General features: G+C 44.0%; 10 protein-coding genes and 2 tRNA genes. 9 read left to right on the top strand and 3 right to left on the bottom strand.

The window, feature by feature from the left end; all coding sequences use genetic code 11:
* Positions 1-4: 4 nt before the first annotated feature.
* The gene (locus tag BSHG_RS01190; protein WP_008661539.1) at positions 5-4,033 is read right to left on the bottom strand and encodes a two-component regulator propeller domain-containing protein; all 4,029 of its coding nucleotides are present in this window, start codon (positions 4,031-4,033) and stop codon (positions 5-7) included.
* Positions 4,034-4,352: 319 nt separating this feature from the next.
* Here BSHG_RS01190 and BSHG_RS01195 point away from each other — a divergent pair, with 319 nt between their 5' ends.
* The 5 genes from BSHG_RS01195 to BSHG_RS01215 all read left to right on the top strand — a co-directional run bounded on the left by BSHG_RS01195 (position 4,353) and on the right by BSHG_RS01215 (position 16,204).
* Positions 4,353-7,523, top strand: coding sequence for a SusC/RagA family TonB-linked outer membrane protein (locus BSHG_RS01195; protein ID WP_008661538.1), 3,171 nt, complete (start codon positions 4,353-4,355; stop codon positions 7,521-7,523).
* 12 nt (positions 7,524-7,535) lie between these two features.
* Positions 7,536-9,515, top strand: a complete 1,980-nt coding sequence (locus tag BSHG_RS01200) for a RagB/SusD family nutrient uptake outer membrane protein (RefSeq protein ID WP_005797472.1) — start codon at positions 7,536-7,538, stop codon at positions 9,513-9,515.
* An 18-nt stretch (positions 9,516-9,533) separates the two neighbouring features.
* Complete coding sequence (locus BSHG_RS01205) at positions 9,534-10,841, top strand: hypothetical protein (RefSeq protein WP_005791272.1); 1,308 nt, start codon at positions 9,534-9,536, stop codon at positions 10,839-10,841.
* Between the two features lie 151 nt (positions 10,842-10,992).
* Positions 10,993-13,740, top strand: coding sequence for a DUF5695 domain-containing protein (locus BSHG_RS01210; RefSeq protein WP_008661537.1), 2,748 nt, complete (start codon positions 10,993-10,995; stop codon positions 13,738-13,740).
* A 1-nt stretch (position 13,741) separates the two neighbouring features.
* Positions 13,742-16,204 (top strand): glycoside hydrolase family 127 protein, encoded by a 2,463-nt coding sequence (locus BSHG_RS01215; RefSeq protein WP_008661536.1) that lies wholly within the window; start codon positions 13,742-13,744, stop codon positions 16,202-16,204.
* A gap of 116 nt (positions 16,205-16,320) precedes the next feature.
* Here the strand turns inward: BSHG_RS01215 and BSHG_RS01220 are convergent.
* Positions 16,321-16,394, bottom strand: a tRNA-Asn gene (locus BSHG_RS01220).
* A 29-nt stretch (positions 16,395-16,423) separates the two neighbouring features.
* Positions 16,424-16,497 (bottom strand) — tRNA-Asn (locus BSHG_RS01225).
* Between the two features lie 82 nt (positions 16,498-16,579).
* On the opposite strand from BSHG_RS01225, the gene BSHG_RS01230 reads away from it, so the two are divergent.
* The 4 genes from BSHG_RS01230 to bglX all read left to right on the top strand — a co-directional run bounded on the left by BSHG_RS01230 (position 16,580) and on the right by bglX (position 24,789).
* Positions 16,580-17,569, top strand: coding sequence for an adenosine kinase (locus BSHG_RS01230; protein WP_005791279.1), 990 nt, complete (start codon positions 16,580-16,582; stop codon positions 17,567-17,569).
* Between the two features lie 44 nt (positions 17,570-17,613).
* Positions 17,614-19,299 (top strand): S41 family peptidase, encoded by a 1,686-nt coding sequence (locus tag BSHG_RS01235; protein WP_005791282.1) that lies wholly within the window; start codon positions 17,614-17,616, stop codon positions 19,297-19,299.
* 174 nt (positions 19,300-19,473) lie between these two features.
* Positions 19,474-22,317 carry a hypothetical protein gene (locus tag BSHG_RS01240; RefSeq protein WP_008661535.1) on the top strand — a complete coding sequence of 948 codons (2,844 nt, stop codon included), beginning with the start codon at positions 19,474-19,476 and terminating at the stop codon, positions 22,315-22,317.
* A gap of 177 nt (positions 22,318-22,494) precedes the next feature.
* Positions 22,495-24,789 carry a beta-glucosidase BglX gene (gene bglX, locus BSHG_RS01245; RefSeq protein WP_008661534.1) on the top strand — a complete coding sequence of 765 codons (2,295 nt, stop codon included), beginning with the start codon at positions 22,495-22,497 and terminating at the stop codon, positions 24,787-24,789.
* Positions 24,790-25,524 lie beyond the last annotated feature (735 nt).

Here is a 25,524-nt window from a genome sequence, read left to right as displayed (position 1 = left end):
CTGTCTATTGGCTTTTACCGTTTTTAAATTCATTAGGTGTCACTCCACAAAAACGCTTGAATGTCTTACTGAAATAGCTGGGATTATTGAATCCGAGTTGCCATGAGATTTCAGCAATAGTCAGATTAGTCTTTATAATCTTTACTTTAGCAACATCGATCTTGATTTTATTGATAAACTCGGTTGCACTCAGGTTTAATAGTTTTTTCAGTTTATTGTATAGTTGAGTTCGACTGATATTCATGTGAGTGGTCAGTTGGTCGACACTCAATTCCGGGTTCTCAATGTGTTCGATGACGAATTGTGTCAATGATTTGATAAATTCCTCGTCTTTGTTGTTGAGTTCTTCATTGAGTTGGAATATTTTCATGTCGTGATAATGTTCGCGGATATTATTTTTGGCTTTAAGCAAGTTGGTAATTCTAAGATTCAATTCATCGAAAGTGAATGGTTTTTCGATATAGGCGTCGGCTCCTGCAGATAAACCTTGCAATTCGTTTTCTTTCGAAGGCTGTGAAGTGATGAGAATGACTGGGATATGGGAGTATTCACGAGAAGTTTTAATATATTTACTCAATTCATATCCGTCCATATAAGGCATCATAATGTCACTGATGATAATGTCGATGATATGTGTTTTTAGCAACTCTACAGCTTCCTGTCCGTTATAAGCCGTTTTCACCTTATATAAACGGAGTAGCTTACTTTTTAAAATGTTATTGATATCCGGATTATCTTCTACCAAAAGTACAGTTATCTTTTTCTCGGCATTTGCAGCATTCATATCCTCTTTTAGTCCGGAGTTATTGAGCAGGTATACAGTATCTGCCACTACGTCGGGTGAGTTAACGATATCCAAAGTTTCGTCCGGTGCAATCATATCCTTAGAGTCTTCGACCAAAGGTAATTTTACTTTAAAGGTCGTACCGCTATTTTGATGACTTTCTATCTCAACTGTTCCTGAAAGCAGCTGAACTAGACCATTCACCAAAGCCAGTCCAATACCCGTATTGGAATACTTTTGATCGGATGAATCGGTTTTGTGAAAAGGCTGCATGACAGCTTCCCGCTGTTCCGGATGAATATATGAACTGCTGTTATGACAGGAGAGAATCAATTGTCCGGAAGCTTTGTCTACGTCAATCCTGAAGTTGATTTCACTTTGAGGATCAGAATGTTTGAAAGCATTGCTGAGCAGATTACTGATGATTTTCTCTATCTTGTCTCTATCGAATACCGTATAATAAGAGTCGGCTGAAGTTGCATATTGAAAAACAATCTGCTTTTGTCTGAAGACGGGAATAAACAGTTCGAAGATGCTGCGTCCATAAGTCATAATATCTCCTTTGACATATTCGATGCGTGCATGGTCGGTTTCTACAGAACGAAATTCCAAAAGTTGATTGATCAGGAATTGAAGCCGTTGGATATTCCGATTGATGATTTTCATTTCTTCACCGGTAATTGTATTGTTTCGTCCGATTGATATATCTTCGAATACAGCCATAAGGATAGATAAAGGAGTCTTAAACTCATGGGTGATATAAGTGAAAAAATTCAGCTTGTGTTTATTCAGTTCGCGCAGGTTGTTTTTTTCCATTCTTTCGATGCGGATATCCATTTTGTCTCGCATACGCACTTGGTAGAAGCGGACAATTATAAAACTGATAAGAAGTCCGATAAGAGAATAAATAGTGATCATGAAACCACTCAGCAAAAAGTGAGGACGAATGTTAATGGTTATTTTCCGACGGTCGAATACAACTCCGTTTTTTCCTATGACCCGTACGTGAAATTGGTAGGTGCCCGGATCAAGGTTGGTATATGTGACTGATTGTGGGATTTGTTGTGTTGCATTCCATTCGGTCTCCATACCTTCCAGATAGTATTCACAGGAAAGTTGTGATTGGCAATTTTCATTATAGTTGATCACCAGAAAATCAAAAGTCAGGGTATTCATGCCGTGAGGTAAGCGAATGGCAGATGTGCTGTCGATATTATTCTGTAGAATGCCGTCCGGTGATGGTTGTACGTGTTTATTGAAAATCCTGAAATCCGAGAAAGTCAGATGAATATCGTTTGTAGGACTGTTATGGTTCAGTCCTTCCGGTCGGAAGAAGCATACCCCATTGATACTGCCAAAGAAAAGGGTACCGTCAGGATCTTTATAGCCCGGACAGGCATTGAACTGGTTGGAAACCAGATTATCGGATACTTTATAATGGGCAAAACTACGACTTTCCGGATTGAAAGAGAAGATACCGTTATCCGTACTCATCCATAAATAGCCAAAGCTATCTTCCTGTATGGAATAAATATCTCTTTGCCGGAGTTCATTCTCCTTTCCGAATGCCTGTATACTGTCTGCACGTGCATTGTATTTCATCAATCCTCCGTTGCTGGTACCGAACCAGACCTCTCCTTTGGAGTCAACAAAACTACAATAAATATTATCGCTGGTCATTGTTTTACAGCCTGTCACTCCTTTTTGATATCGATGGATACTATGGGTCGGAATATGATACCGAAAAATACCGTTGAAATGTGTGGAAAACCAGATATTTCCTTTGAGATCACGTGTGATGTCGTCAATACGTATAAGCCGGAATACATCCGGAAGGAAGGGAGTGAATGAATCGGTCCGGAAATGATAGATATTGACACCTTGGCTGGTTCCTATAAACATAGTATCAGGATTATGAACATAAAGTTTATAGATTGAATTATTGGATAGTCCCGCGTGTCCCCCTGCTATGTTTTTATATGAACGAATATAGCCTTTTGCTAAATCGACTTTTTGCAACCCATCGATAAAGTTGCCAATCCAGATATTACCGGAGTGATCTTCGGCTAATGCATGGACATTATCTCCGTTTAATGACGGGTGTGTCGATTTGTTTAAATACCTGATGTGACCATCCGGGTAAAGAATAGAAATTCCATGATCTTCGGATGCAAACCACAAAGCTCCGTTTTTATCTTTAATGATGTTGCTGATTGCTTTTCCTTTCAGGTATTGTTTCCCATTATCTGCTATCAGGTAGTGGAAATTATTTTCGGTCAGGCTGGTGTAACTGACCCCTCCGAAGAAAGTGCCGATCCACATAATGTCACCCCGGCTTTTATAAATAGTATAGATCGCATTATCGGTCAGTCCGGATTGGACATCTTTTGCATGCTGCCGATATTGTATGTAGCTGTTATCTGTATAGTCATAGATGAAAAGTCCGTTTTCGGTTCCGATCCATAAATTTCCACGCATATCTTCTTGGATGCAGCGAATATAACGCATATCCTTTCTGTCTTGTGAAGCGAACTCCACGGATACGAATTGATTATAGTTCTTGTTGTATCGGTACAGTCCGTTTTCGGTCGTCCCCAGCCATAGAGTCCCCTGCGAATCTTTATAAATAGAAGTAAACTCGACAGGATAATCCGGAGAAACCTCAGTAGCTGTGATTTTTCTGGTCATTTGTCCGTTTGGGCGGAAACAATAAATCGTATTTGGACTCACTGCCCATACATTTCCATTCATATCCAGCGTTACTTTTACAATCAATCCCTTATGGAGTAGTGGCATACTTTGCTCTGTCTTACTATATGCATATAGCCCGGAATCGGACGCAATGAAAACTGAACGTCCGTCGTAGGCCATGTCCAATACATATAGTGGGGCCTTGGTTTGCGGAACAATAGTGGTGAACTTCTCTCTCATCATATCATACAAGCACAGTCCTTCATTGGTACCCATCAATAGAGTATCCTGACCGAGGAGTAGCAGTTTCTCGATGCAGTTTGAAGAGAGTCCGTCATCTGACTTATAATATTGTTTGATGTTGTATCCATCATACCTGTTCAGTCCTTTGAGGGTTGCAATCCAAATATATCCTTTTGAATCCTGCAGAATATCCCGTACGGCACTATAGGTAAGTCCGTGTTGACTACCCAGGGAGTGGAACATAAGTTCATTCTGTTGTGCATATAGGATAACAGAAGAAAAAAATAAAATCAGGGTAAAAGTGCTCTTCTTCATTCGTCTCTTAATTACGTACAACACAAAAGTCTGAAATAAAAACGAATCAAAAAGATACTTATGGTCACAAACTGATATTTATATTCACTATAGAAATATTTAATGTAAATATGAATATGCGTATCAGTGAATAATCTATTGTTTTACGGTTCGGTTCTCTTTTCGCTTACTTTTGCTGAAACAACAAACAGTAAAATATGCATGAAACAACAACTCAGTATGGAACCACACAAAATGGACTCGTCCTGATCCGACTTCGGGACTTAACAAACAAACTAAAAATGTATGAATCCTTTTTAATGACTAAATTACTAATATTATGAATCTAAAAGATCTGAACAACCTTAGAGCAGATACGGAAGGCAGGATAAAAGCCGTCTTTTTAATATGCATGTTTGTGCTGGTGTCTGCAGGTGGATTTGCTCAAAACACAAAGAGCATTTCGGGTACGGTGAGAGAGAAAGGCAGTAATGAAACTGTTATTGGTGCCACTGTACAAGTGAAAGGAACACACAATGGGGTGATTACTAATGAGAATGGGGAGTATACGATTAAAAATGTATCTCCGGGACAAGTACTTGTTTTCTCAATGATTGGTATGAATACGGTTGAAAAAACTGTAGGTAGCCAAAATCGGATAGATGTACTGATGGATGCGGGAGTATTGATTGACGAGGTGGTAGTGACCGGTTATCAGACTCAGCGTAAAGTGGACTTGACCGGATCTGTATCCAGTTTGAGTTCCGATCAGTTCATGCAAACCAACCCGTTAAGTCTGGAGCAGGCTTTGAAAGGAAAAATATCCGGTGTGCAGGTAATGAACAATGATGGTGCGCCGGGTGGTGGAATTACGATTAAGATTCGTGGAGCCAGTTCTATTACGGCAGGTAGTTCACCTCTGTATGTCATAGATGGTTTTCCTCTCCCTATTTCGGACGATCCTCTGGAAAGTCCTTTGGCTACTATCTCTCCTGATGCAATCGAGAGTATCTCTATCCTGAAAGACGTATCATCAACTGCCATTTATGGGGCACAGGGGGCTAATGGCGTTGTGTTGATTACTACGAAGAAAGGATCGGCCGGTATGAGTGAAATCTCTGTGAAGGCTACTTACGGTATCAGTAAACTGGCAAATTCTATTCCAATGCTGGGTGCGGAAGACTATATGCGTGCGTATATGCGTGATATGATTATGAGCGGACGCTGGCAAAATGCTGATTTCTATCAGGAATATAAAGATCAGATATGGAATACCAATCCTTCCCGTTTCCAATTCTATCCCGATCTTTGTTTGCAGAATGGTACTAAACAGAATTATGAAGTTTCTTACAGAGGGGGGACAGACCGCATACAGAACTCTACAATCTTTTCGTTGATGAATGAAGACGGTATTGCCATCAATACCGGATTTAAACGATTCTATTTCCAAACGAATAATGGCATTAAATTGCTTCCGCAATTGACTTTGAACACAAATCTTTCATATGAACACAATATTCGTAGCGGTGCTTTCTGGACAGAAGGGAATATTTTTAACGAAATACAGACTTTCTCTCCGCTTGTTCCTAAAGAATGGACTTTTCAGGAGATAGATGATAACCTTTACTATACAGGTAAGATGGATAACCCTTATAGAAAATTAAAAGATATTGATTACTCTAACAAGAATAATACTTTCTTCGGTCAGGCAGAGTTGGTTTACAATATCAATGATAACTGGTTTGTAAAAGGAGGTATTGGTGTGCGTATACCCAAAGGTGAAGTGAAAGAATTTATCCCGAAAACCATTCAGAGAGGCTACGATAACAACGGATTGGCCACATACGCTACGCAAAGTGGATTAAATATGCGTGGAGTAGTCCAGGCCGGATTTAATAAAGTGTTCAACAAAGTACATAGTCTCTCGGTAAATGCCGTATACGAGGCTAATACCAACAAGTATGAAACCTTTAATCAGGAATATTCTCAGTTTAATACCGATTTGGGATGGGAAGGTATTTATGATGCAAAAAGTGGTAATCATGTGAAATCTCCCGGTGTATCTTACGAGAAGATAGCAATGCTTTCGGGGGTATTGATGGCTAACTACTCTTATAAAGGGCGTTATTTATTGAAAGCATCTATGCGTGCTGACGGTTCTTCTAAATTCAGCCCTGATAATCGTTGGGGATTTTTCCCGTCCGGAGCATTGGGTTGGAGAGTTTCAGAAGAAGAATTTTTTAAGAATGTATCTTGGTTGGAGAAGAACGTTAATAACTTGAAACTACGTTTTAGCTATGGTCAGGTAGGTAACGATCAGATTGCTCCGTATGCTTATGCACAGACCTTATCTTCCAGCCAGAGACAAGCCATTTTTGGTGACGGAGCTATTCCGGCCTTGTACACCAGCCGTATGGCAAACCCCGAAATCAGTTGGGAAGTAACGGAAGAGTTTAACGGCGGTCTCGATTTAGATATGTTTAATAACCGGCTGAATATTTCATTGGATCTCTATACCAAGACAACTCGTGATATGCTGCTTGAACAGAATCTGCCACGTACTTCCGGTTTTGGAAAAGTAACCAGGAATATCGGTTCGGTACGTAACCGTGGATTTGAAATCAGTGTAGGCGGTGTGCTGATTGATAAGAAAGACTTTACGTGGAATGCAACAGTGAACTTTAGTTCCAATCAGTCCAAAGTACTGAGTCTAGGTGCTGAGACACAGATGTTGGAAGGGCGTCCGGTGGGTTCTGCTTCGGGTTCGGAAAATGTCCTGATAAAAAAGGGATATCCTCTCGGACTGTTCTATGGTCTGCAAATGGAAGGCATTCGCAGTAATTGGCATTCTGACTATAATGGTATAGGCAGTGCTGATTCTCCTTGGTGGTATGCTACTGAAAGAGAGATGCCATACGGATTCCCATCTTTTGCAGATACTAATGGAGACGGGAAAGTGGATATGAGTGACCGTGTCGTGATAGGAGATGTGAATCCGGTATTTATCGGTGGCTTGAACACCCGTTTGCGCTGGAAATTCATTGAACTGGCTATGGACTTCAGCTGGTCATACGGAAATGATATAATCAATGGTAATGTATACAATCTGATGAACAATGGCGATATTCGTAATAAGTCGGCTGTATACTATAAAGATGCTTGGTTTGCTAATAATCCTACCGGTACTTTTACAGGTCCTGGTGCAATTGATTGGTCCGGGTATATGTGGGCTGCTTCCAACTCTGAAATGGTGGAAGATGGTTCGTTCCTGAAGATGAATAACCTGGCTGTAACTTTCCGTATGCCGAAAAATATATTAAAGGCTTGGAAAATTAAGGACCTGGCTCTGACATATACGATTAACAATGTTTTCTGTTTAACGAACTATTCGGGATATGATCCTGAGGTACGTAGTGGCAGCTCTGTAAATAATCGTATTCTTCCGGGAGTCGATATCTCGGCTTATCCGTATGCCCGGTCTCATATATTCTCACTTAATTTTAAATACTAATAAGGTACTGCCATGAAAAAAATATTATTAGCCCTTTTAACCTCTTGCGCCTTAGTGTCGTGTGAGGGGTATTTCGACCAGTTACCGAAAACAGAACTTCCGTCTGAAACTTTCTATACTTCCTATGATGCTGCTTTACGTAATGTAGCTATATTGTATGCTAATGCAGGGCATGTCAATGATGGAATTATGACCAGTGACCGGTTTATGATGCCTTCATTGATGAATGAAGGTCCGTTCGACCTGACTTCGACATCGGGTAGCGTACTGAATTTGTGGTCAAAGCATTATGCGTATATTGCACAGGCAAATCTGATACTTGAGAGGCTGGAAACCAATAAAGAGGTGATTGATGAGAATGCAGGACATTCTGCATTGGATAAAGCTACGATCACCGGATCAGCTACTGAAATGCTGATGGGAGAAGTTCGTTTCCTCCGGGCTTATGCTTACTTTACATTGTATCGTTATTATGGCGGTGTACCTCTGATTATAGAGCCTACCGGACCGAAGCCGGATTATGTGCCGCGAGCAACCCGCCAGGAGATGTTCAAGTTCCTCTATGACGAGATGGCCTATGCATTGGACAAGTGTTTGGATAACCGTTCGGGCATTGCTTATGGTCGTGTTACGAAAGGTGCCGTAGCCGGTATGTTGGCAAAAATGAAAATATTCCACGCTTCTTATATCCGCCGTGCAGAAATGTATGGAAACAAGATTAATGAAACAACAGCTGATGATGTAGATAAGACAACGTTATATGCTGATGCAGTGAAGTTGTGTGACGATATCATTGCCGGTGTGTACGGAACTTATAAGTTGGAAGAATATTTCCCTGCTGTATTTACCAAACGAAATAACGAGATTATGTTCAGTGTATTGGCAGAAGAAGGAGTCGGTACAGGAAACAAGATACCTATGGGTTTTGCCGGTGAAGGTAAATACGGAGCAACCGGTGGAAGAAATCTTACTTCGTGGCTGACGTTGCTGTATGATATACCGATGTGGGAACATAATTACAGTTTCAAGGACGTGTGTATGGACTATGGCCAGGTAGATCGTTTCAATGCCGAAAGTCCGAAGCCCGGAACGACTCCTTATGACTTGCAGAATCTCTATGATCGTACCGGAAAGTACACCATAACTGGAGATATTACCCGTCGTATGTGGAGTTCGGTGAAAGGCTGGGTAACCGGTCCTAACAGTGGTGGAGCTCCTATCGGGTTGTGGGTGTTTGAACCTGCCGGACGTGAATTAGGCCCCGAGTTTTATATTGAGCCGGGTAAGGTGAACGATTACACCGAAGAACAGCTCAAAGTAATGGATGTAGCTCTTGAAAGTCATGAACGGGCGTGGTGGAAGAATGAAACGAATGGGCAGAACAAGCCTAACTTGTGGAACTGTAATTGGTGGCAATTAGGTAAATTCCGTAACCTGAATCCGAGTGAGTTGAGTTCAACCTTTGATATTAATTATGGTGGAGTGGACTATCCTGTTTTACGTTTGGCAGAGATTTACTTGCTGAAAGCGGAGGCACAAATCATGCAGGGCCATGTTTCGGAAGGAGTGAAAACGATGAATATTATCCGTGATCGTGCTTGCCATCAAGGATCTATTAAAGATATGTTTGTTTCTCAGGGAGATGCTCCTTATACTTATCAACCGGGTTCGGTTATGATGATTCCGACTAATATCAGTCCGGCTAATGCACTGAAAGAGTTGATGTATGAACGTTTACGCGAATTGGCAGCCGAGGATGATTGCGGATGGCTCGATGTAGCACGCTTTCCTGATGTTTCAATGGTTGACCTGGCTGATATCTGCCGTTATCGCGATCCTCTACAATTCTTTGATCCGTTTGGTGATCCGGCGCGTGGGGAATACCTTTGGCATCTTTTTAATGAAGAGAAAGTGTACCGTGTGCTGATGCCGATACCGTTTACCGAGTTATCGTTCTTCCCAGAAATGAAACAAAATCCGGGATATTTTTAATGTTAAAAACGAATGGATATGAAAACAAATAAACTGATTATAGGGCTGCTTGCTGTGGCAGCTACTTCACTGGTTTCTTGTGAGAAATTTGGTGCAGATGTAGAAACACCGTCTGTCAGTATCTCTGTGTCCCCCGAAAATCCGAAAGTCGGCGAAGAGGTGACGGTAACGATCAATACCGATGCTCAGTACCTGACACTTTTTACGGGTGATGAAGGAAAAAACTTTGAGCGTTCGCGTATTAAAGCTATTATGGAACATGATTGGGATAGCTTTTATGAAGAATGTTATCGGGTCTCTTATGCAAAGAATGGGGAGAAGACCTTGTTTTATAAATATTTTAAGGACTATCAGAGTATAGAAGACGTAAAAAAGGATTTTGAGTTTTTCGGAGCGATTGATAATATCCAGTTAGTGCCCTACAAAAAAGGAGACTTTCCGGAGGCACTGATGGAAATGAGCTATATAGGGACGAATCAATTGAAGTTTACGGTGACAGATCGGCGGATTCCTTCGGGCATCCGGATGAAGCCGAATATTCATATCTTTGGAGGACTTGCCAATCAACCGGGTAATACAATTATCGAGAGTCGCTTTGTAGCGTGTGATGCTGATCGTGCAATACGTAAATACTCTAATGATGCATGGGTAGCTGCTTATTTTGGTTTACATACCGAACAGTTGGAAGACTTTCAGGGATATAGTGCAGGATACAAATATTATACGTTCCAAGATGAGCGTTCGTATGGAGCGTTCCAGACTAACGATCCATTATCCCGCCGTCCTACGGAAGGATTTTATAAACTGGGTGATATGTACAACCGGGATACTTACTTGCAGCCTTTTTTGGATCATGGAGAAAAAATCATTCTTCGTCAAGTGGATATGTACGTGAATGGTCGTTCGACTTTTGTGGCAGCTGATGATTCGCCTTATAAATATGATTTGGACGGAGACGGAGTATTGGAATCGTATGAATGTGAACTCGATCCTGCTACCGGTCTTCCGGTACATGAAGCCGACTATACAAAGTACAAAGGTTTTCAGGGAGATGTTTATCTCTCTTTTATAGAGATGGGAACTGATGAATATGAACCGTGGAATACCGGTGTTTCATTAGGTTCTGTATATACTACCGGAGGAATTCAGAAAACTTATAAGTATATTTACACCGGAGCCGGTGACTTTACAATTACTGCTGTTGCTACCAATGTAGGTGATAAAGATTATAAAGGAATAGATTATAGCGAGGAAAGAAGTAATTCTTTGGATGACTATAGTCATAAGAGAGCACTTAGCAGTGTGAAGGTTTCGGTAAAACCGTAGTATCCTTCGGTAGAATGTAAATCAGTAGTTGAGTGTCTGCCCGGTCGCGGTATCCATTAATAAGGGGTTTTGCACAATCCTTTTAGGACCTGTGGAAGGCAGCAATACTCAACTACTGTAGATTACTTTATTAATATAAAGAATAGTGCCTATGAAACTTAAGTATTGTATTTTATCTCTACTCTTTTTTTATCTGAATATTTCTTCTATCCAGGCCGTAATACCACAGATGGAAGTCAGTCCGGATGAGAGAGGTGTGAGTTCGCTCGTTTTTCAAGGTGCGGGCAATGTTCGGAATTATGTAGACCACGGGAAATATCTGGGCGATTTGAGTCTGACTTATGAAGTAAGAGGGAAGAGTTATGCCGTTTCTTTGGCTGATATTACTCCTCTGGTCTTGTCGAATACTCCGGATAAGATACAGATATTCTGGCAGCTTCCTTCGGATGTGCGTCTTTACCAAACTTTTACTATTAAAGGAGAAGAAGTAGACTGGGAGATTGATTTTTTTAATCGCAGTCATCATCCGGTGAAGGTGACGGATATGTGGTTCGCTCTGCCTGTGGGCGCTTTGGATGAGTCTATTCAGGCACATCAGAACCTGAACCGTCATTTCTCTCTGAATGGAAATGCCTCTTTCTTTTATTGGACTCCGCTGACAGGGCAAGGTGATATTCTGCTGATGACTATGCATAAGGGAACTGCGATAGAATATGCTACACAAGATGGCAAGTACTATCTGCATTCAATGAATGCTGTAGATCGTACCAATGATAGCTGGAGATTACCGTCTACCTCAAAAAACGTACAGCCTTACGAGCATTACATGACAGGTTTCAACTTCACACTCACTGGAAATCATGAAGAGGTAAAAACGAAGATTTATGATAAACACGGAGTGGTTGTGAAAGTTGCTCCCGGTATGGTAGTCACTCCTGAGTTTGAGGTCTATTGTGCCTTGCAATCGAAACTGCCTGTTGTTGAATTAGTGGCAGAATATCCAGAGGAGATACAGATAACCAGTCTTGGACAAAAGGAAGGAGATAAATATATCTATAAGTTCCGTTTCTCCCATTTGGGAGAAAACCTGATTACGGTTCATTATGGAGATGATTTGATATGCTTTCTCGATTTCTTTGTGACCGAGCCTTTGGAAACCCTGATAAAAAAACGGGCGCGTTTCATTGTGGACAAACAACAACATCGTGATTCTTCCAAATGGTATAATGGACTTTATAGTCTTTGGGATATGGAGAAATCCGAGTTACTTTCACCTGACCACTTGGGCGATTTGCGGGAGGAGTTTATGGTAGGCGGATCTGATGATCCGTCCAATAGTAAACCAGTCTATGTGAGTGAGAAGAATGTCATTTATCCTAATAAAGAAGAAATTGCTTCTTTGGAGTATTATGAAGAAAATTTTGTGTGGGGCAAGCTGCAACGCACGGATGAGGAATATCCCTATCCATATGGCATTTACGGCAGTGAAAACTGGTATCAGAACCGCAGCGGGAAATATGGCGGATATGAAGACGGGGGTTCCGGTAAGGGGCGTATGTGGCGAACTTTTGATTATACCACTCATTTTGCCATCTATTATAATCTCTACCGGATAGCAGAGGATAATCCTGAAATGGTATCTTATCTGGATGCTGATGGCTATCTGGAACGTGCTTATCGGACAGCGATGGCTTATTTTGAAGTACCCTATAATATTTTGATGGGTAAACAATGGGCTTTTCATGGTTGGACGGACTGGGCCTATAAACAAGGTAATTTTCATGAGCGATATCTGCTGGATATTATCAATGCCCTGCAACAGAAAGGTAGATTAAAAGATGCAGCCAAGTTGCGTCGTGAATGGGAGAAGAAGGTAACTTATATGGTTTACGAAGATCCCTGGCCTTTTGGATCCGAGATGTTTGTTGACCGTACAGCTTTTGAGTCCTCCTATTATGTGGCAGAGTATGCAAAGTTAAATCCCATTAAGCCCGAAGAACAATTCTGGTATGATAAGAATCGGAAAAAATGGTACTCGTATACTTCGTTTGACATTTCGATGATTGATCGTTTCATGCAGAGTCAGTTGGATGGAAACCTGGCGTTGAGAGGGTTGTTTGAACCAGGTTATGCTAATCTGGGTACAGCATGGAGTGGACAATATGTAAATCTGGATTATATGACCCAAATGGGCGGAGTGGCATTACTCGATTATGCTTACCGGTTTTCGGACCGGCCGGATAGGTATATTAATTATGGATATAATTCTTTGTTGGCTTCGTGGGCACTGATGAATACCGGGACTAAAAAGACAGATTTTGGCTATTGGTATCGGGGAGAACAAAATGACGGTGCTGTAGGCTGGGCTTTTTCACCCTATCAGAACTCACGTACCTATATGAATTATATCAAAGTGGGGCGTGCTCCCTGGCGGTTTGATGGTGAGATAGACCATGGGCTTACCGGAGGTATTCACGGTTCAGGAGTTTATCTGCTCGATGATCCTGATTTCGGATTAATCGGTTATGGAGGAAATGTCCGAATGGATAAAGATGGAACAGTGAGTATCATTCCTTTTGACGGAGTACGTCGTCAGGTCCGTATCATGACTCCTGTCCGTTTTTCGGTCGAGTTGATGCAAGACGGATTCCGGAAAGATTACCCGATCACTCTGAGAGGGACGGAAGAACTGAGTTTCTGCATAGAAAACCGTTCTGATAAACCTCATAACACAACTATCCGGGCTGAGGGAATGCCTGAAGGTAAATATACTGTCATGACCGATCACAAAATGATAACGACATTCAATATTGAGGCGGGTAATGCACATCATCCTTATTATATAGAGGTACCCGTTACGGACAAACATACCCAAGTGAAACTTTTAAAAACAAATTAGAATGAAAAATGTACTAACAGGGCTATTTCTGCTTATCCTTGCGACAGCTTGCTCGGAGGAGGAGCCGCAGACAATAACACCCGTTCCTTTTAATCAGGTAACTTTGACCGATGGGTTTTGGAAGAATAGGATGCAGACGGAAATCAATGTAACAGTACCGTTCTCTGTCGAACAAAGTGCCCCGGCAGTAGAGCGTTTCCGGCGTTGTGCCGCTTTCTTGGCAGGAGACTCTACCGCTCTTCCTGAAACTCATCGTTTTATAAGCTCTGATCTTTATAAGGTGATGGAAGGGGTGTCTTATTCATTGATGATTCAACCAAATAAGGAGTTGGAAGAGTTTATGGATCGAGTGGCAGACCTGATCGCTGCTTCGCAGAAAGACGACGGATATTTATATATTTCACATATTTGTGGTAATCCCGATCCTCGTGAGATGGGTGAGAAGCCTTACTCATGGGTGGTTCATAGTCACGAGCTTTATAATGTGGGGCATCTGTACGAAGCCGCAGTAGCTTACTATCAAGCTACAGGTAAAGATAAACTACTGAACGTTGCTATCAAAAGTGCCAAGCATGTGAATAAAGTGTTCTTTGAAGGAGGTGATCCGAATTATAATGGGGGTAAACCTATTAACCAGGCTCCGGGACATGAAGAGATTGAACTGGCACTTTGTAAACTATACCGGGTGACTAATGATCCGCTATACCTCGATATGGCGAAGAAGTTTCTGGAGATCAGGGGAGTGACCTATCGTCCTGAGGGTGAAGGAGTGATGGCACCCACTTATGCACAGCAACACGCACCGGTGAAGGAGCAGACGGAAGCTGTGGGACATGCGGTTCGTGCGGCTTATTTGTACACGGCTATGGCGCAGGTGGATGCCTTGACCGGATTGAACGATTATACCAAGGCTCTCAATTCCATTTGGACAAATCTGGTGACGACCCGCATGCATATTACAGGTGGACTCGGGGCTGTAGAAGGAATGGAAGGTTTTGGAGCTCCCTACGAACTTCCTAACTTAACAGCCTATAATGAAACTTGTGCGGCAGTAGCAAATGTCTTCTTTAATTATGGCATGTATCTGGATAGTGGCGATGCTAAGTTTCTCGATATAGCGGAACTTTCACTTTTCAACAATTCGTTGGCAGGGATCAATCTGCATGGTGATCGTTTCTTCTATGTCAATCCTCTTGAAGCAGATGGAGTGAGACGTTTTAATCATGGGAATGGCGGACGTGCCAAATGGTTCGGGTGCGCCTGCTGTCCTCCTAATATTTCTCGTTTGATTCTGCAAGTGCCGGGTTATATGTATGCTTACAGTAAAGACAGAGTTTACCTGACCCTTTATGGTGGCAGTCAGACAACTATTCCTCTGGAAGGAACCCGTGTGAAACTGGAGCAAACTTCTGCTTATCCGTTTGATGGGAAAGTACGCTTGACGGTACAACCTGAAAAGGGAAGCAAATTCTCGGTTTGTATGCGTATTCCTACGTGGGCACGATCCGACGAATTTGTGCCGGGAGGACTTTATCCCTACAAGCAGCCCAAGCAGGCGGAAGTAGAATTGAGTGTCAACGGGCAGAAAACCGACTTCAAGATGGAGAAAGGATTTGCCGTTATCAAACGTGACTGGAAGCCCGGTGACGTAGTTGAACTTAACATACCGATGCCCGTACGTTTTGTTGATTGTATTCCCGAAGTCAGTGAAAATATAGGTAAAACTGCTGTAACTCGCGGACCACTGGTCTATTGTGCGGAAGAGGTAGATAATGCGGGACCTGTTCAGCGGCTCTATCTGGGGGATACGAACGAAGCACAGGCTAAGGTAGCAAACATCTCTTCCGGCGTGCTGCAAGGATTGGAGAGGATCACTTTGCCCGGAATGGAAAAGAAGGTCGGAGGAATCACTTCACGAGAGATTACGATGATTCCTTATTATGCTTGGTGTAATCGGGGAGATAACCGTACAATGCTGGTTTGGCTAAACGAAGAGGCTTCTACAGCCAGTATCGGTCAGCAGACCATGGCTTATCTGCGTAATGTAAAAGGAGTGAATGCTTCATCTGTTGCCGGAGGGAAGAATATCTCCGTGCGTGCACTTTGTGATGGAAAAGTGTCTGAATCTTCTGCAGACAAGCTTACAGAACAGTGGCTGTCTGAGGGATCGGGTAAACAATGGGTGCAGGTAGACTTTAGAGAGCCATTCCTACTAAATTCACTTTCCGTGTATTGGCTGGATGATCAAGACAAAATAACTGTTCCGTCCGGTTGGTCGGTGGAATATAAGTCGGATGCCGGTTGGACTCCCCTTGAACTCTATGTGACGGACTCTTATCAGATGGGTACCGATCGGTTCAACGTAGTACATCCATCCGGTAGTCTTGAAGTGGAATCCGTTCGTATTCTTATAGAACCTCAGAAAGGAAAATCAATAGGTGTTTCAGAGATAAGGTTTGAGTAGGTTCTTTTTTATCAGCAGGAAAGAGAGTGTTGTGCAGCAGAGGCAACATTCTCTTTCTCTATTTTTCTAGGGTGTATAAACAAAAAAAGGTTCGTCTTGTTGACGAACCTTTTTTGCTCTTCCTCTTGGACTTGAACCAAGGACCCTCTGATTAACAGTCAGATGCTCTAACCGACTGAGCTAAGGAAGAATTTAAATAACTGAGAATTTGAATATCTGCTCTTCCTCTTGGACTTGAACCAAGGACCCTCTGATTAACAGTCAGATGCTCTAACCGACTGAGCTAAGGAAGAATGTTTTGTTTTTCTCAATTGCGATGCAAAAGTAATAGGATATTTTGAAATATGCAATATCTTTGCAAAAAAAATTAGTGAAATGGATAAAATAATTGGATTGGGCAACGCCCTGGTAGACGTACTTGCAACCCTGAAAGATGATACACTCCTTGATGAAATGGGATTACCCAAGGGAAGCATGCAACTTATTGATGATGCTAAGTTACAGCAGATTAACGAACGATTTAGCCGAATGAAAACCCACTTGGCAACCGGTGGAGCGGCTGCAAATACGATCCTCGGACTCGCTTGTTTGGGTGCCGGGACCGGTTTTATCGGAAAAATCGGAAATGACGCTTACGGAAACTTTTTTCGGGCAAATCTGCAAAGAAATGGCATCGAAGATAAATTATTAGTGTCTGATCTGCCATCGGGAGTTGCTTCTACTTTTATTTCTCCGGACGGAGAACGTACTTTCGGTACTTATCTCGGTGCTGCCTCTACGCTGAAAGCCGAAGATTTAACGCTGGATATGTTCAAAGGGTATGCATATCTGCTTATCGAGGGGTATCTGGTACAGGATCATGATATGATTCTTCATGCCATCGAGTTGGCAAAAGAGGCCGGATTGCAGGTTTGTCTGGATATGGCCAGTTATAATATCGTAGCGGGTGATCTTGAATTCTTCACCTTATTAATAAATAAATATGTAGATATTGTTTTTGCCAATGAAGAAGAAGCGAAAGCGTTTACGGGCAAAGAAGATCCGAAAGAAGCTCTTGAGTTGATCAGTAAGAAATGCAGTATTGCCATTGTAAAGGTAGGCGGCAATGGTTCTTATATTCGTAAGGGTACTGAAGAAATTAAGGTAGAAGCTATTCCGGTGAAAAAAGTGATTGATACAACAGGAGCAGGCGACTATTTCGCATCCGGATTTCTGTACGGACTGACTTGCGGATATTCTTTGGAGAAGTGTGCTAAGATTGGTTCAATTCTCTCCGGAAATGTTATACAGATAGTTGGAACCACGATTCCCGGTGAGCGTTGGGATGAAATAAAGTTAAATATTAACGAAGTTCTGTCAGAGTAAGCAGGCAATGAGTTACTTTTACGTCTCATTTTAACGAAAAGTGTATGAAAAAGTTTCTGAATAGACGAAATGGTGTCCTGTTGGCAGCAGTGTTGGTTGCTGTAGCATTCTTTAGTTTCAAGAGCGGTGACGACCGTAACTTCCAGATTGCTAAAAATCTGGATACCTTTAATTCTATCGTCAAAGAACTCGATATGTTTTACGTAGATACGCTTGATCCGAATAAGACGGTCCGTGAAGGGATCGACTATATGTTGTCTTCGCTTGATCCCTATACGGAATACTATCCGGAGGACGATCAGGCCGAACTGCAGCAAATGTTGAATGCCTCGTTCGGAGGTATCGGATCTTTGATCACGTACAATCAAAAGCTGAAACGTTCGATGATAGCCGAACCGTTTGAGGGAACTCCTGCAGCTAAGGTCGGATTGAAGGCCGGTGATATACTGATGGAGATTGACGGAAAAGATTTGGCGGGGAAAAATAACCAGGAAGTCAGCCAGATGCTCCGGGGAGCAGTAGGTACCAGTTTCAAGCTGAAAGTGGAGCGTCCGGACGAAAAAGGAGGAACACGGCCATTGGAATTTGATATTGTGCGTCAAACCATCCAGACTCCGATGATTCCTTATGATACCATTTTTAATAAGAATGTAGGTTACATCAATCTGAGTACTTTTTCCGGCACTCCTTCGAAAGATTTTAAGAAGACCTTTCTGAAACTGAAGAAAGAAGGTATCACTTCATTGGTGATTGACCTGCGTGGTAACGGTGGCGGACGCTTGGAAGAAGCGGTAGAGATTGCTAATTTTTTCTTGCCTCGTGGTAAAGTGATTGTAACGACGAAGGGAAAGACCAAACAGGCCAGCAATACTTATAAGACATTACGTGAACCGCTGGATCTCGATATCCCGATTACTGTACTGGTGAACGGTGCTACGGCTTCCGCTTCCGAAATCCTTTCCGGAGCTTTCCAGGATTTCGACCGTGCTGTGATTGTAGGTAGCCGTACGTTTGGAAAAGGACTGGTGCAGACCACTCGCCCATTGCCTTATGGAGGAGTAATGAAGCTTACTACTTCTAAGTATTACATTCCCAGCGGACGCTGTGTGCAGGCCATCGACTATAAACACCGCAATGAAGATGGCAGTGTAGGTACTATCCCCGATAGTCTGACTACCGTGTTCCATACGGCAGCCGGTCGTGAAGTTCGTGATGGGGGAGGAGTGATGCCGGACATCGAAGTCAAGCAGGAGAAATTGCCTAATATTCTTTTCTATCTGGTACGTGATAACCTGATTTTCGACTATGCGACGCAGTATTGCCTGAAGCATCCGAGTATTCCTTCTCCACAGGAGTTCAAGGTGACCGATGCCGACTATAACGACTTTAAAGCGATGGTGAAGAAAGCTGATTTCAAGTACGATCAGCAAAGTGAGAAGATTATGAAGACGCTAAAAGAGGCTGCCAAGTTCGAAGGTTATCTGGATGAGGCTTCGGAAGAAATTAAGGCATTGGAGAAGAAGCTGACTCATAACCTGGACCGTGACCTCGACTATTTCTCTAAAGATATCAGGTCGATGATCGCCGATGAAATCATTAAGCGTTACTACTACACACGTGGCGGCATCATCCAGCAATTAAAAGATGACGACGGGCTACAAGCTGCTCTTAAGATATTGGCCGATCCGGTGAAATATAAAGAGACCTTGAGTGCTCCGGTAAAGAAATAAATATCCGGCCGGCCGGATCAGAACACCACGGATAACTCCGATTTTCGCAGAAGTTCCTTTAGGAAGCATACATTCTGTGCATCCGGGTTATCTGTGGTGAAAACAAACTATCAACGTTCGATTGGGTAGCTCTGCTTTTTCCGCACAAAGAATTTTTCTAAAGACGACTGACTGATGAAGAATCTGTTATTGTTCCTAGTTTTTGCCTGTACCTTTTCTTTTTCTTGCCTGGGGAGTCCTGTCCCTTTCTCACCCATTGTCCGCAACTATTCTGTTCTTGACTATAATGCCGGAAATGAAAACTGGGCGGTTGCCCAAGATGAATGCGGGGTGATGTACTTTGGCAACAACAGTGGACTGCTCCGGTATGACGGAAGCCGATGGAAGCTGTTTCCACTGCCGACTTCGGGTATTGTGCGTGCGGTCTATGTGGCTTCCGACAGGCGGATCTATGTCGGATCGTTCGAAGAGTTCGGTTATTTTGAACAGAACGACCTGAACTTGCTGGAGTATCATTCTCTGAAAGAGCAGGTAAAAGGATTCGATTTCCATAATGACGAGATATGGACCATTGTAGAGCAGGGAGGAAATATAATCTTCCAGTCATTCGGATCCTATTTTATATACGACGGTAAGGGGACGAAGGGAGTCCGTTGCCCTGAACTTCCCCTGAACCTTTTCCGGATCGGGGACACGCTGTATTCCCAACTGATCAATGGAGGCGTCTGTACTTTTGCAGGCGATAAGTTTATTCCCCTGATTTCTCGTCAGGAGTTGGGTGATAGCGATGTTCTGGCAGGGTTGCCTTATCCCGGCGGAATGTTGTTGCTGACCCGCAATAGCGGAGGATATATCCATACTTCTTCCGGCATCCGCCCCTGGCACACGGATAGTGATGAAGAACTGAAGCGCCATACTGTTAATCGCGCGGTAATGACAAAAGACTCTTGTTACGTGATAGGCACTATCTCCAACGGGCTGTATGCTTTCAGCAAAGAGGGACACTTGCTTTGGAAGGAGAATGCTGATAACCAGTTGGAGAATAATACCGTTCTGGGCCTGTATTGTGATATGGACAATAATATCTGGACAGCCCTTGACAATGGTATTGCCTATGTCCGCAATAATTCGCTGATTTACCATTTCGAGCCGGTTCGCCGCAAAGTCGGGATGGTTTATGATGTGCTGGTACGCGATAAGGACGCTTACATCGCATCCAATCAAGGACTGTACCGGCTTGAAGATACCCGTCTGGAGTTGGTTCCGGGCCTTGAAGAGCAGGCATGGACCATTGGAGAGTGGGGCGGCCAGGTGCTTTGCGGTCATAATAAAGGTACTTTCCAGATTAAAGGCATGCAAGCCCGGCTTCTTTCCGATGTGCGGGGGGCTATGTGTATGCGGCAGGCGCAGATCAACGGCGAGCAACTCCTGATACAGGGCACCTATACCTTTTTGAATATTTACAAGAAGAGTGCTGCCGGCGAATGGTACTTCGCTAACTCGGTGGGCAACTTCAGTCACATGGCGAAGAATATCGAAGTGGACGCTCATGGGAATATCTGGGTGCAACACATGCGAAAGGGGCTCTACCGGCTACGTCTCGATGAAGAGCTGAAGCAGGTGACGGACCTGAAACAGTATGATTCCTTGTCCGGCAATCAGGGTGGAAACTGCTGTTTGTTCAAGGTGAACGGGCGTGTCGCTTTCTCGGATGGGCGGAACTTCTACACTTACGATGACATGGCGGATTCCATCATCCCCTACAAAGCGATGAACGAACAGTTGGCAACGCTCAGGGGCATTCATACCGTCGACGTCATGAAGGGAGATCTCTACTGGTTTCTCAGTGACCGCGAAGCCTATCTGGTGAGATGTACCGTGAGCGACTTTAAAGTTGAGAGGAGAATACCTTTCTCTATGTTCGGCAACCTTCCCATCGAAGGACTGGCACGGATGGTATACGACAGGCGGAACGACTGCTCCTACCTCTGCCTGAACAACTCTTTTGCCCGCATTGCTGCCGACAGCACCGGTTTGTACAAGTCACGTCAGAAGCCGTCTTTGTGGGTTTCGGGTTTTTCGGCATCCGACGAGCAGACGGGAGAGCGGATACAACTGCCCGTTTCCGGTACCGACGAGATAGCTTCAGCTTTCAATAATATCAGCATTTCCCTGGCCTATCCTGTCTACAACGATTTTGCGCTGAACGTGCGCTACCGGCTTGAAGGGCTGTCCGCCTCCGGTAAGTGGACCGAAGGCCTTCCGGACTTGCAGAAAGAATTTACCCGTCTTCCGTTCGGCTCTTATTGTTTCCGTGCCGAGGTATACGACGAGAACGGAGTGATTTCCTCTGTCGACCTTCCATTCCGCATTTTGAGGCCCTGGTATCTTTCGTATCCGGCTGTCGCTGTCTATGCGCTTTCCGGGATAGCCTTGCTGCTGGGGCTGCTCTATGGAGTCTACGTATACACCAAGAAGAAAAAAGATGCCGTCATTGAGCGGCAACGTGCCCGTCACGAAGCGGAGATAGAGCAGCAGGAGAAGAAGATCATGGAACTGGAGAAAGAGCAACTCGAGGCCGACCTCCGTTTCAAAAGCAAAGAGCTTTCGGGGGTAGTGATGACCAATATTGCGCATCAGGAATTTCTGAATTCACTCAAAGAGGAGTTGCAACAGCAGAAACTCTCGGGGCAGTATACGCGCAAGAACCTGGATAAGCTGCTTTCAATGATCAACCAGAATATGGTTTCGGATGAAGAGAACTGGAACATGTTCCAGTCCAATTTTGACCGCATCCACGAGAACTTCTTCCGAAACCTGAAAGAGAAGTTCCCTGACCTGACTTCCGGCGATTTGCGTTTGTGCGCATTGCTCCGGCTCAATCTGCCGACAAAGGAGATTGCGAAGCTGATGAACATCTCCGTGAGAGGTGTCGATGCTGCCCGCTATCGTCTGCGCAAGAAGCTGGGCCTTCCTCCGGAGAGCAGCCTGACGGATTTTATGATTGCGTTCAAATAGTTGGCAATGAACTGTTTGATATGGAAAGAAGTACCAATGCAGTACTTCTTTTTTTGTTTTTCCCGGTTTGCAGTATTCTTGCCGTATGGGTAAATGGAGTCTGTTTGCCGCAGATTTGTTTTATTTGCATCCGGAAAGTCAGAACATTCATAAATAGATACTAAAACTGTAAAGACCATGAAACATTTTGTACGAAGAATGCAGGCGCTTGCCGCTTCTTTGGTCGTAGTGGCCGCCGGGTTACAGGCACAGAAGGCTCCCCGGGATATGGACCGTTTTATCGACCAGTTAATGAAAAAGATGACGCTGGAGGAGAAGATCGGCCAGCTCAACCTGCCCGTGACCGGAGAGATCACTACCGGACAGGCGAAAAGCAGCGATGTAGCCAAACGAATCCGTAACGGAGAGGTGGGAGGACTGTTCAACCTGAAAGGAGTGGAACGCATCCGTGAAGTACAGCGGCAGGCGGTGGAGGAGAGCCGCCTCGGCATTCCCTTGTTGTTCGGTATGGACGTAATCCACGGATACGAAACCATTTTCCCTATTCCTCTCGGCCTGTCGTGTACCTGGGATATGAAAGCCATCGAAGAGTCCGCCCGTATAGCTGCCGTCGAAGCCAGTGCCGACGGTATCTCGTGGACATTCAGCCCGATGGTGGACGTCAGCCGTGATCCCCGTTGGGGGCGCGTGTCGGAGGGAAACGGTGAAGACCCGTTCCTCGGCGCAGCCATCGCCCGTGCCATGATACGCGGATACCAGGGAAAGGATATGAGCCGGAATGACGAGATAATGGCTTGTGTGAAGCATTTCGCCCTTTATGGAGCATCAGAGGCGGGGCGCGATTATAATACGGTGGATATGAGCCGCCAGCGTATGTTCAATGAATACATGCTACCCTACCAGGCCGCAGTCGAGGCAGGTGTCGGCAGCGTAATGGCTTCGTTCAATGAAGTGGACGGTGTGCCTGCCACCGGAAGCAAGTGGCTGATGACCGATGTGCTGCGCAAGCAGTGGGGCTTCGACGGGTTTGTGGTAACGGACTATACCGGTATCAACGAGATGATAGACCACGGCATGGGTGACCAGCAGACTGTTGCCGCCCTCGCCCTGAATGCCGGGGTGGATATGGATATGGTGAGCGATGCCTTCAGCGGCACTCTGAAGAAGTCGGTGGAGGAAGGCAAAGTATCCGCAGCTGCCATCGACGCCGCCTGCCGCCGTATTCTGGAAGCGAAGTATAAGCTGGGACTGTTTGACGATCCTTATAAGTATTGCGACGTGAATCGTCCCAAGAAGCAGATCTTCACCAAGGAACACCGTGCCATTGCCCGTAAGACTGCTTCGGAGAGCTTTGTGCTGCTGAAGAATGAAGGTGTGTTGCCACTCAGCAAGAAAGGAACCATTGCCGTAGTCGGTCCGTTGGCGAACACCCGTTCCAACATGCCGGGCACCTGGAGCGTAGCTGCTGTGCTGGATAACGCTCCCTCGTTGGTCGAAGGACTCAGGGAAGTAGTCGGTGACCGGGCAAAAGTGGTAACCGCCAAGGGAAGTAATCTGATTGGCGATGCCGACTATGAGAAGCGTGCCACCATGTTCGGACGTGAACTGCACCGGGATAACCGTACGGATCGCGAACTTCTGGACGAAGCTCTGAAAGTGGCTGCCGGGGCCGATGTCATTGTCGCCGCACTGGGCGAGTCGTCCGAAATGAGTGGAGAAAGCAGTTCGCGTACCAACCTGGAGATGCCGGATGTACAGAGAGCGCTGTTGCAGGAATTACTCAAAACCGGAAAGCCCGTTGTGCTTGTGCTTTTTACCGGTCGCCCGCTGGTGCTCACCTGGGAAGAAGAACACGTGCCTGCCATCCTCAACGTATGGTTCGGAGGGAGTGAAGCCGCTTATGCCATCAGCGATGTGCTTTTCGGCGATGTCAATCCCAGTGGAAAACTGACCGCTACTTTTCCGCAAAATGTAGGCCAGATTCCATTGTTCTACAATCATAAAAACACCGGGCGTCCGTTGCAAGAGGGACGTTGGTTTGAGAAGTTCCGCAGCAATTACCTCGACGTGAGCAACGAGCCACTCTACCCGTTCGGCTACGGATTATCTTATACGACTTTTGCCTACAGTGATATTCACCTGAGCAGCACGGAGATGAGTGCTGATGGCGAACTGACGGCGACTGTTACCGTCACCAATACCGGCAGCCGTGACGGAGCGGAGGTGGTTCAGCTTTACATCCGCGACCTGGTGGGCAGCATCACCCGTCCGGTGAAAGAACTGAAAGGTTTTGAGAAGATTTTCCTCAAGGCCGGAGAGTCTCGTAAAGTAAGCTTCAGCATCACGCCGGAATTGTTGAAGTTCTATAATTACGATTTGCAGTTTGTCTGCGAACCGGGTGATTTCGATGTAATGATTGGCGGAAACAGCCGGGATGTAAAAAAGGCACGATTTCTTCTGAAGGGAGAATAATAAAGAAAATAAGATTGTATTTTTGATTTATTGTCCTATCTTTGTAGAACCATAGAATCAATCCGAATGTACTCCCCGTTACGATAAAACATGATCGGAAAAGAGAATCTGATACTAAATCATAAATAATTATATATTATACGGAAAACCGCTACAAGTAGCGGTTTTCTTTTTATACAAAATTCAAAAAAATGAAAATTGTCGCTCAGATACCGATATGCTGTCATCGAGACGACAGAAAGACATCGTCTCGATGATGAAAAATCATCGTCGAGATCTCAATTTTTAATGGATGAAATGCTCTTATATAGCTTTTAGTAATTAGTTCGAACATTAAATAAGGCATAATCCTATTTCTTTATTTGTACAAAACTACCTTATGTCCTTAGCTTTTTTTCTTCTCCTTTTTCCTTTTGGAAAAAGTCCTGTTCATGCACCAACCGATTCTGATATTTTCATCCCGGAGTGCAGAATCTAAAAAGTCTTTTTTCCTCTCCGGAGTCTTTAAAGCAAATATTTCATCGACGGAAAGGAATAGAACAGATGAAGTAGTCATATTCCGGTCTCCTTTCAGAATCTATTTTTTATTTTATTGAATATTAATTAATTATATTCCTTTGCAGTAGGGATGAAGTAGTGCGGAAATCTTGTTTTTTTCTGCATGGTACTCTTGTAGTACCCCTTTTTTTGACTTACATCAATTTACCGTCTAAGTTTGCAGCAGAATTTTAAATC

It is taken from the genome of Bacteroides sp. 3_2_5, assembly GCF_000159855.2.
Taxonomy (GTDB): Bacteria; Bacteroidota; Bacteroidia; order Bacteroidales; family Bacteroidaceae; genus Bacteroides; species Bacteroides fragilis.
This window is presented reverse-complemented; position numbering and strand designations above follow the sequence as displayed.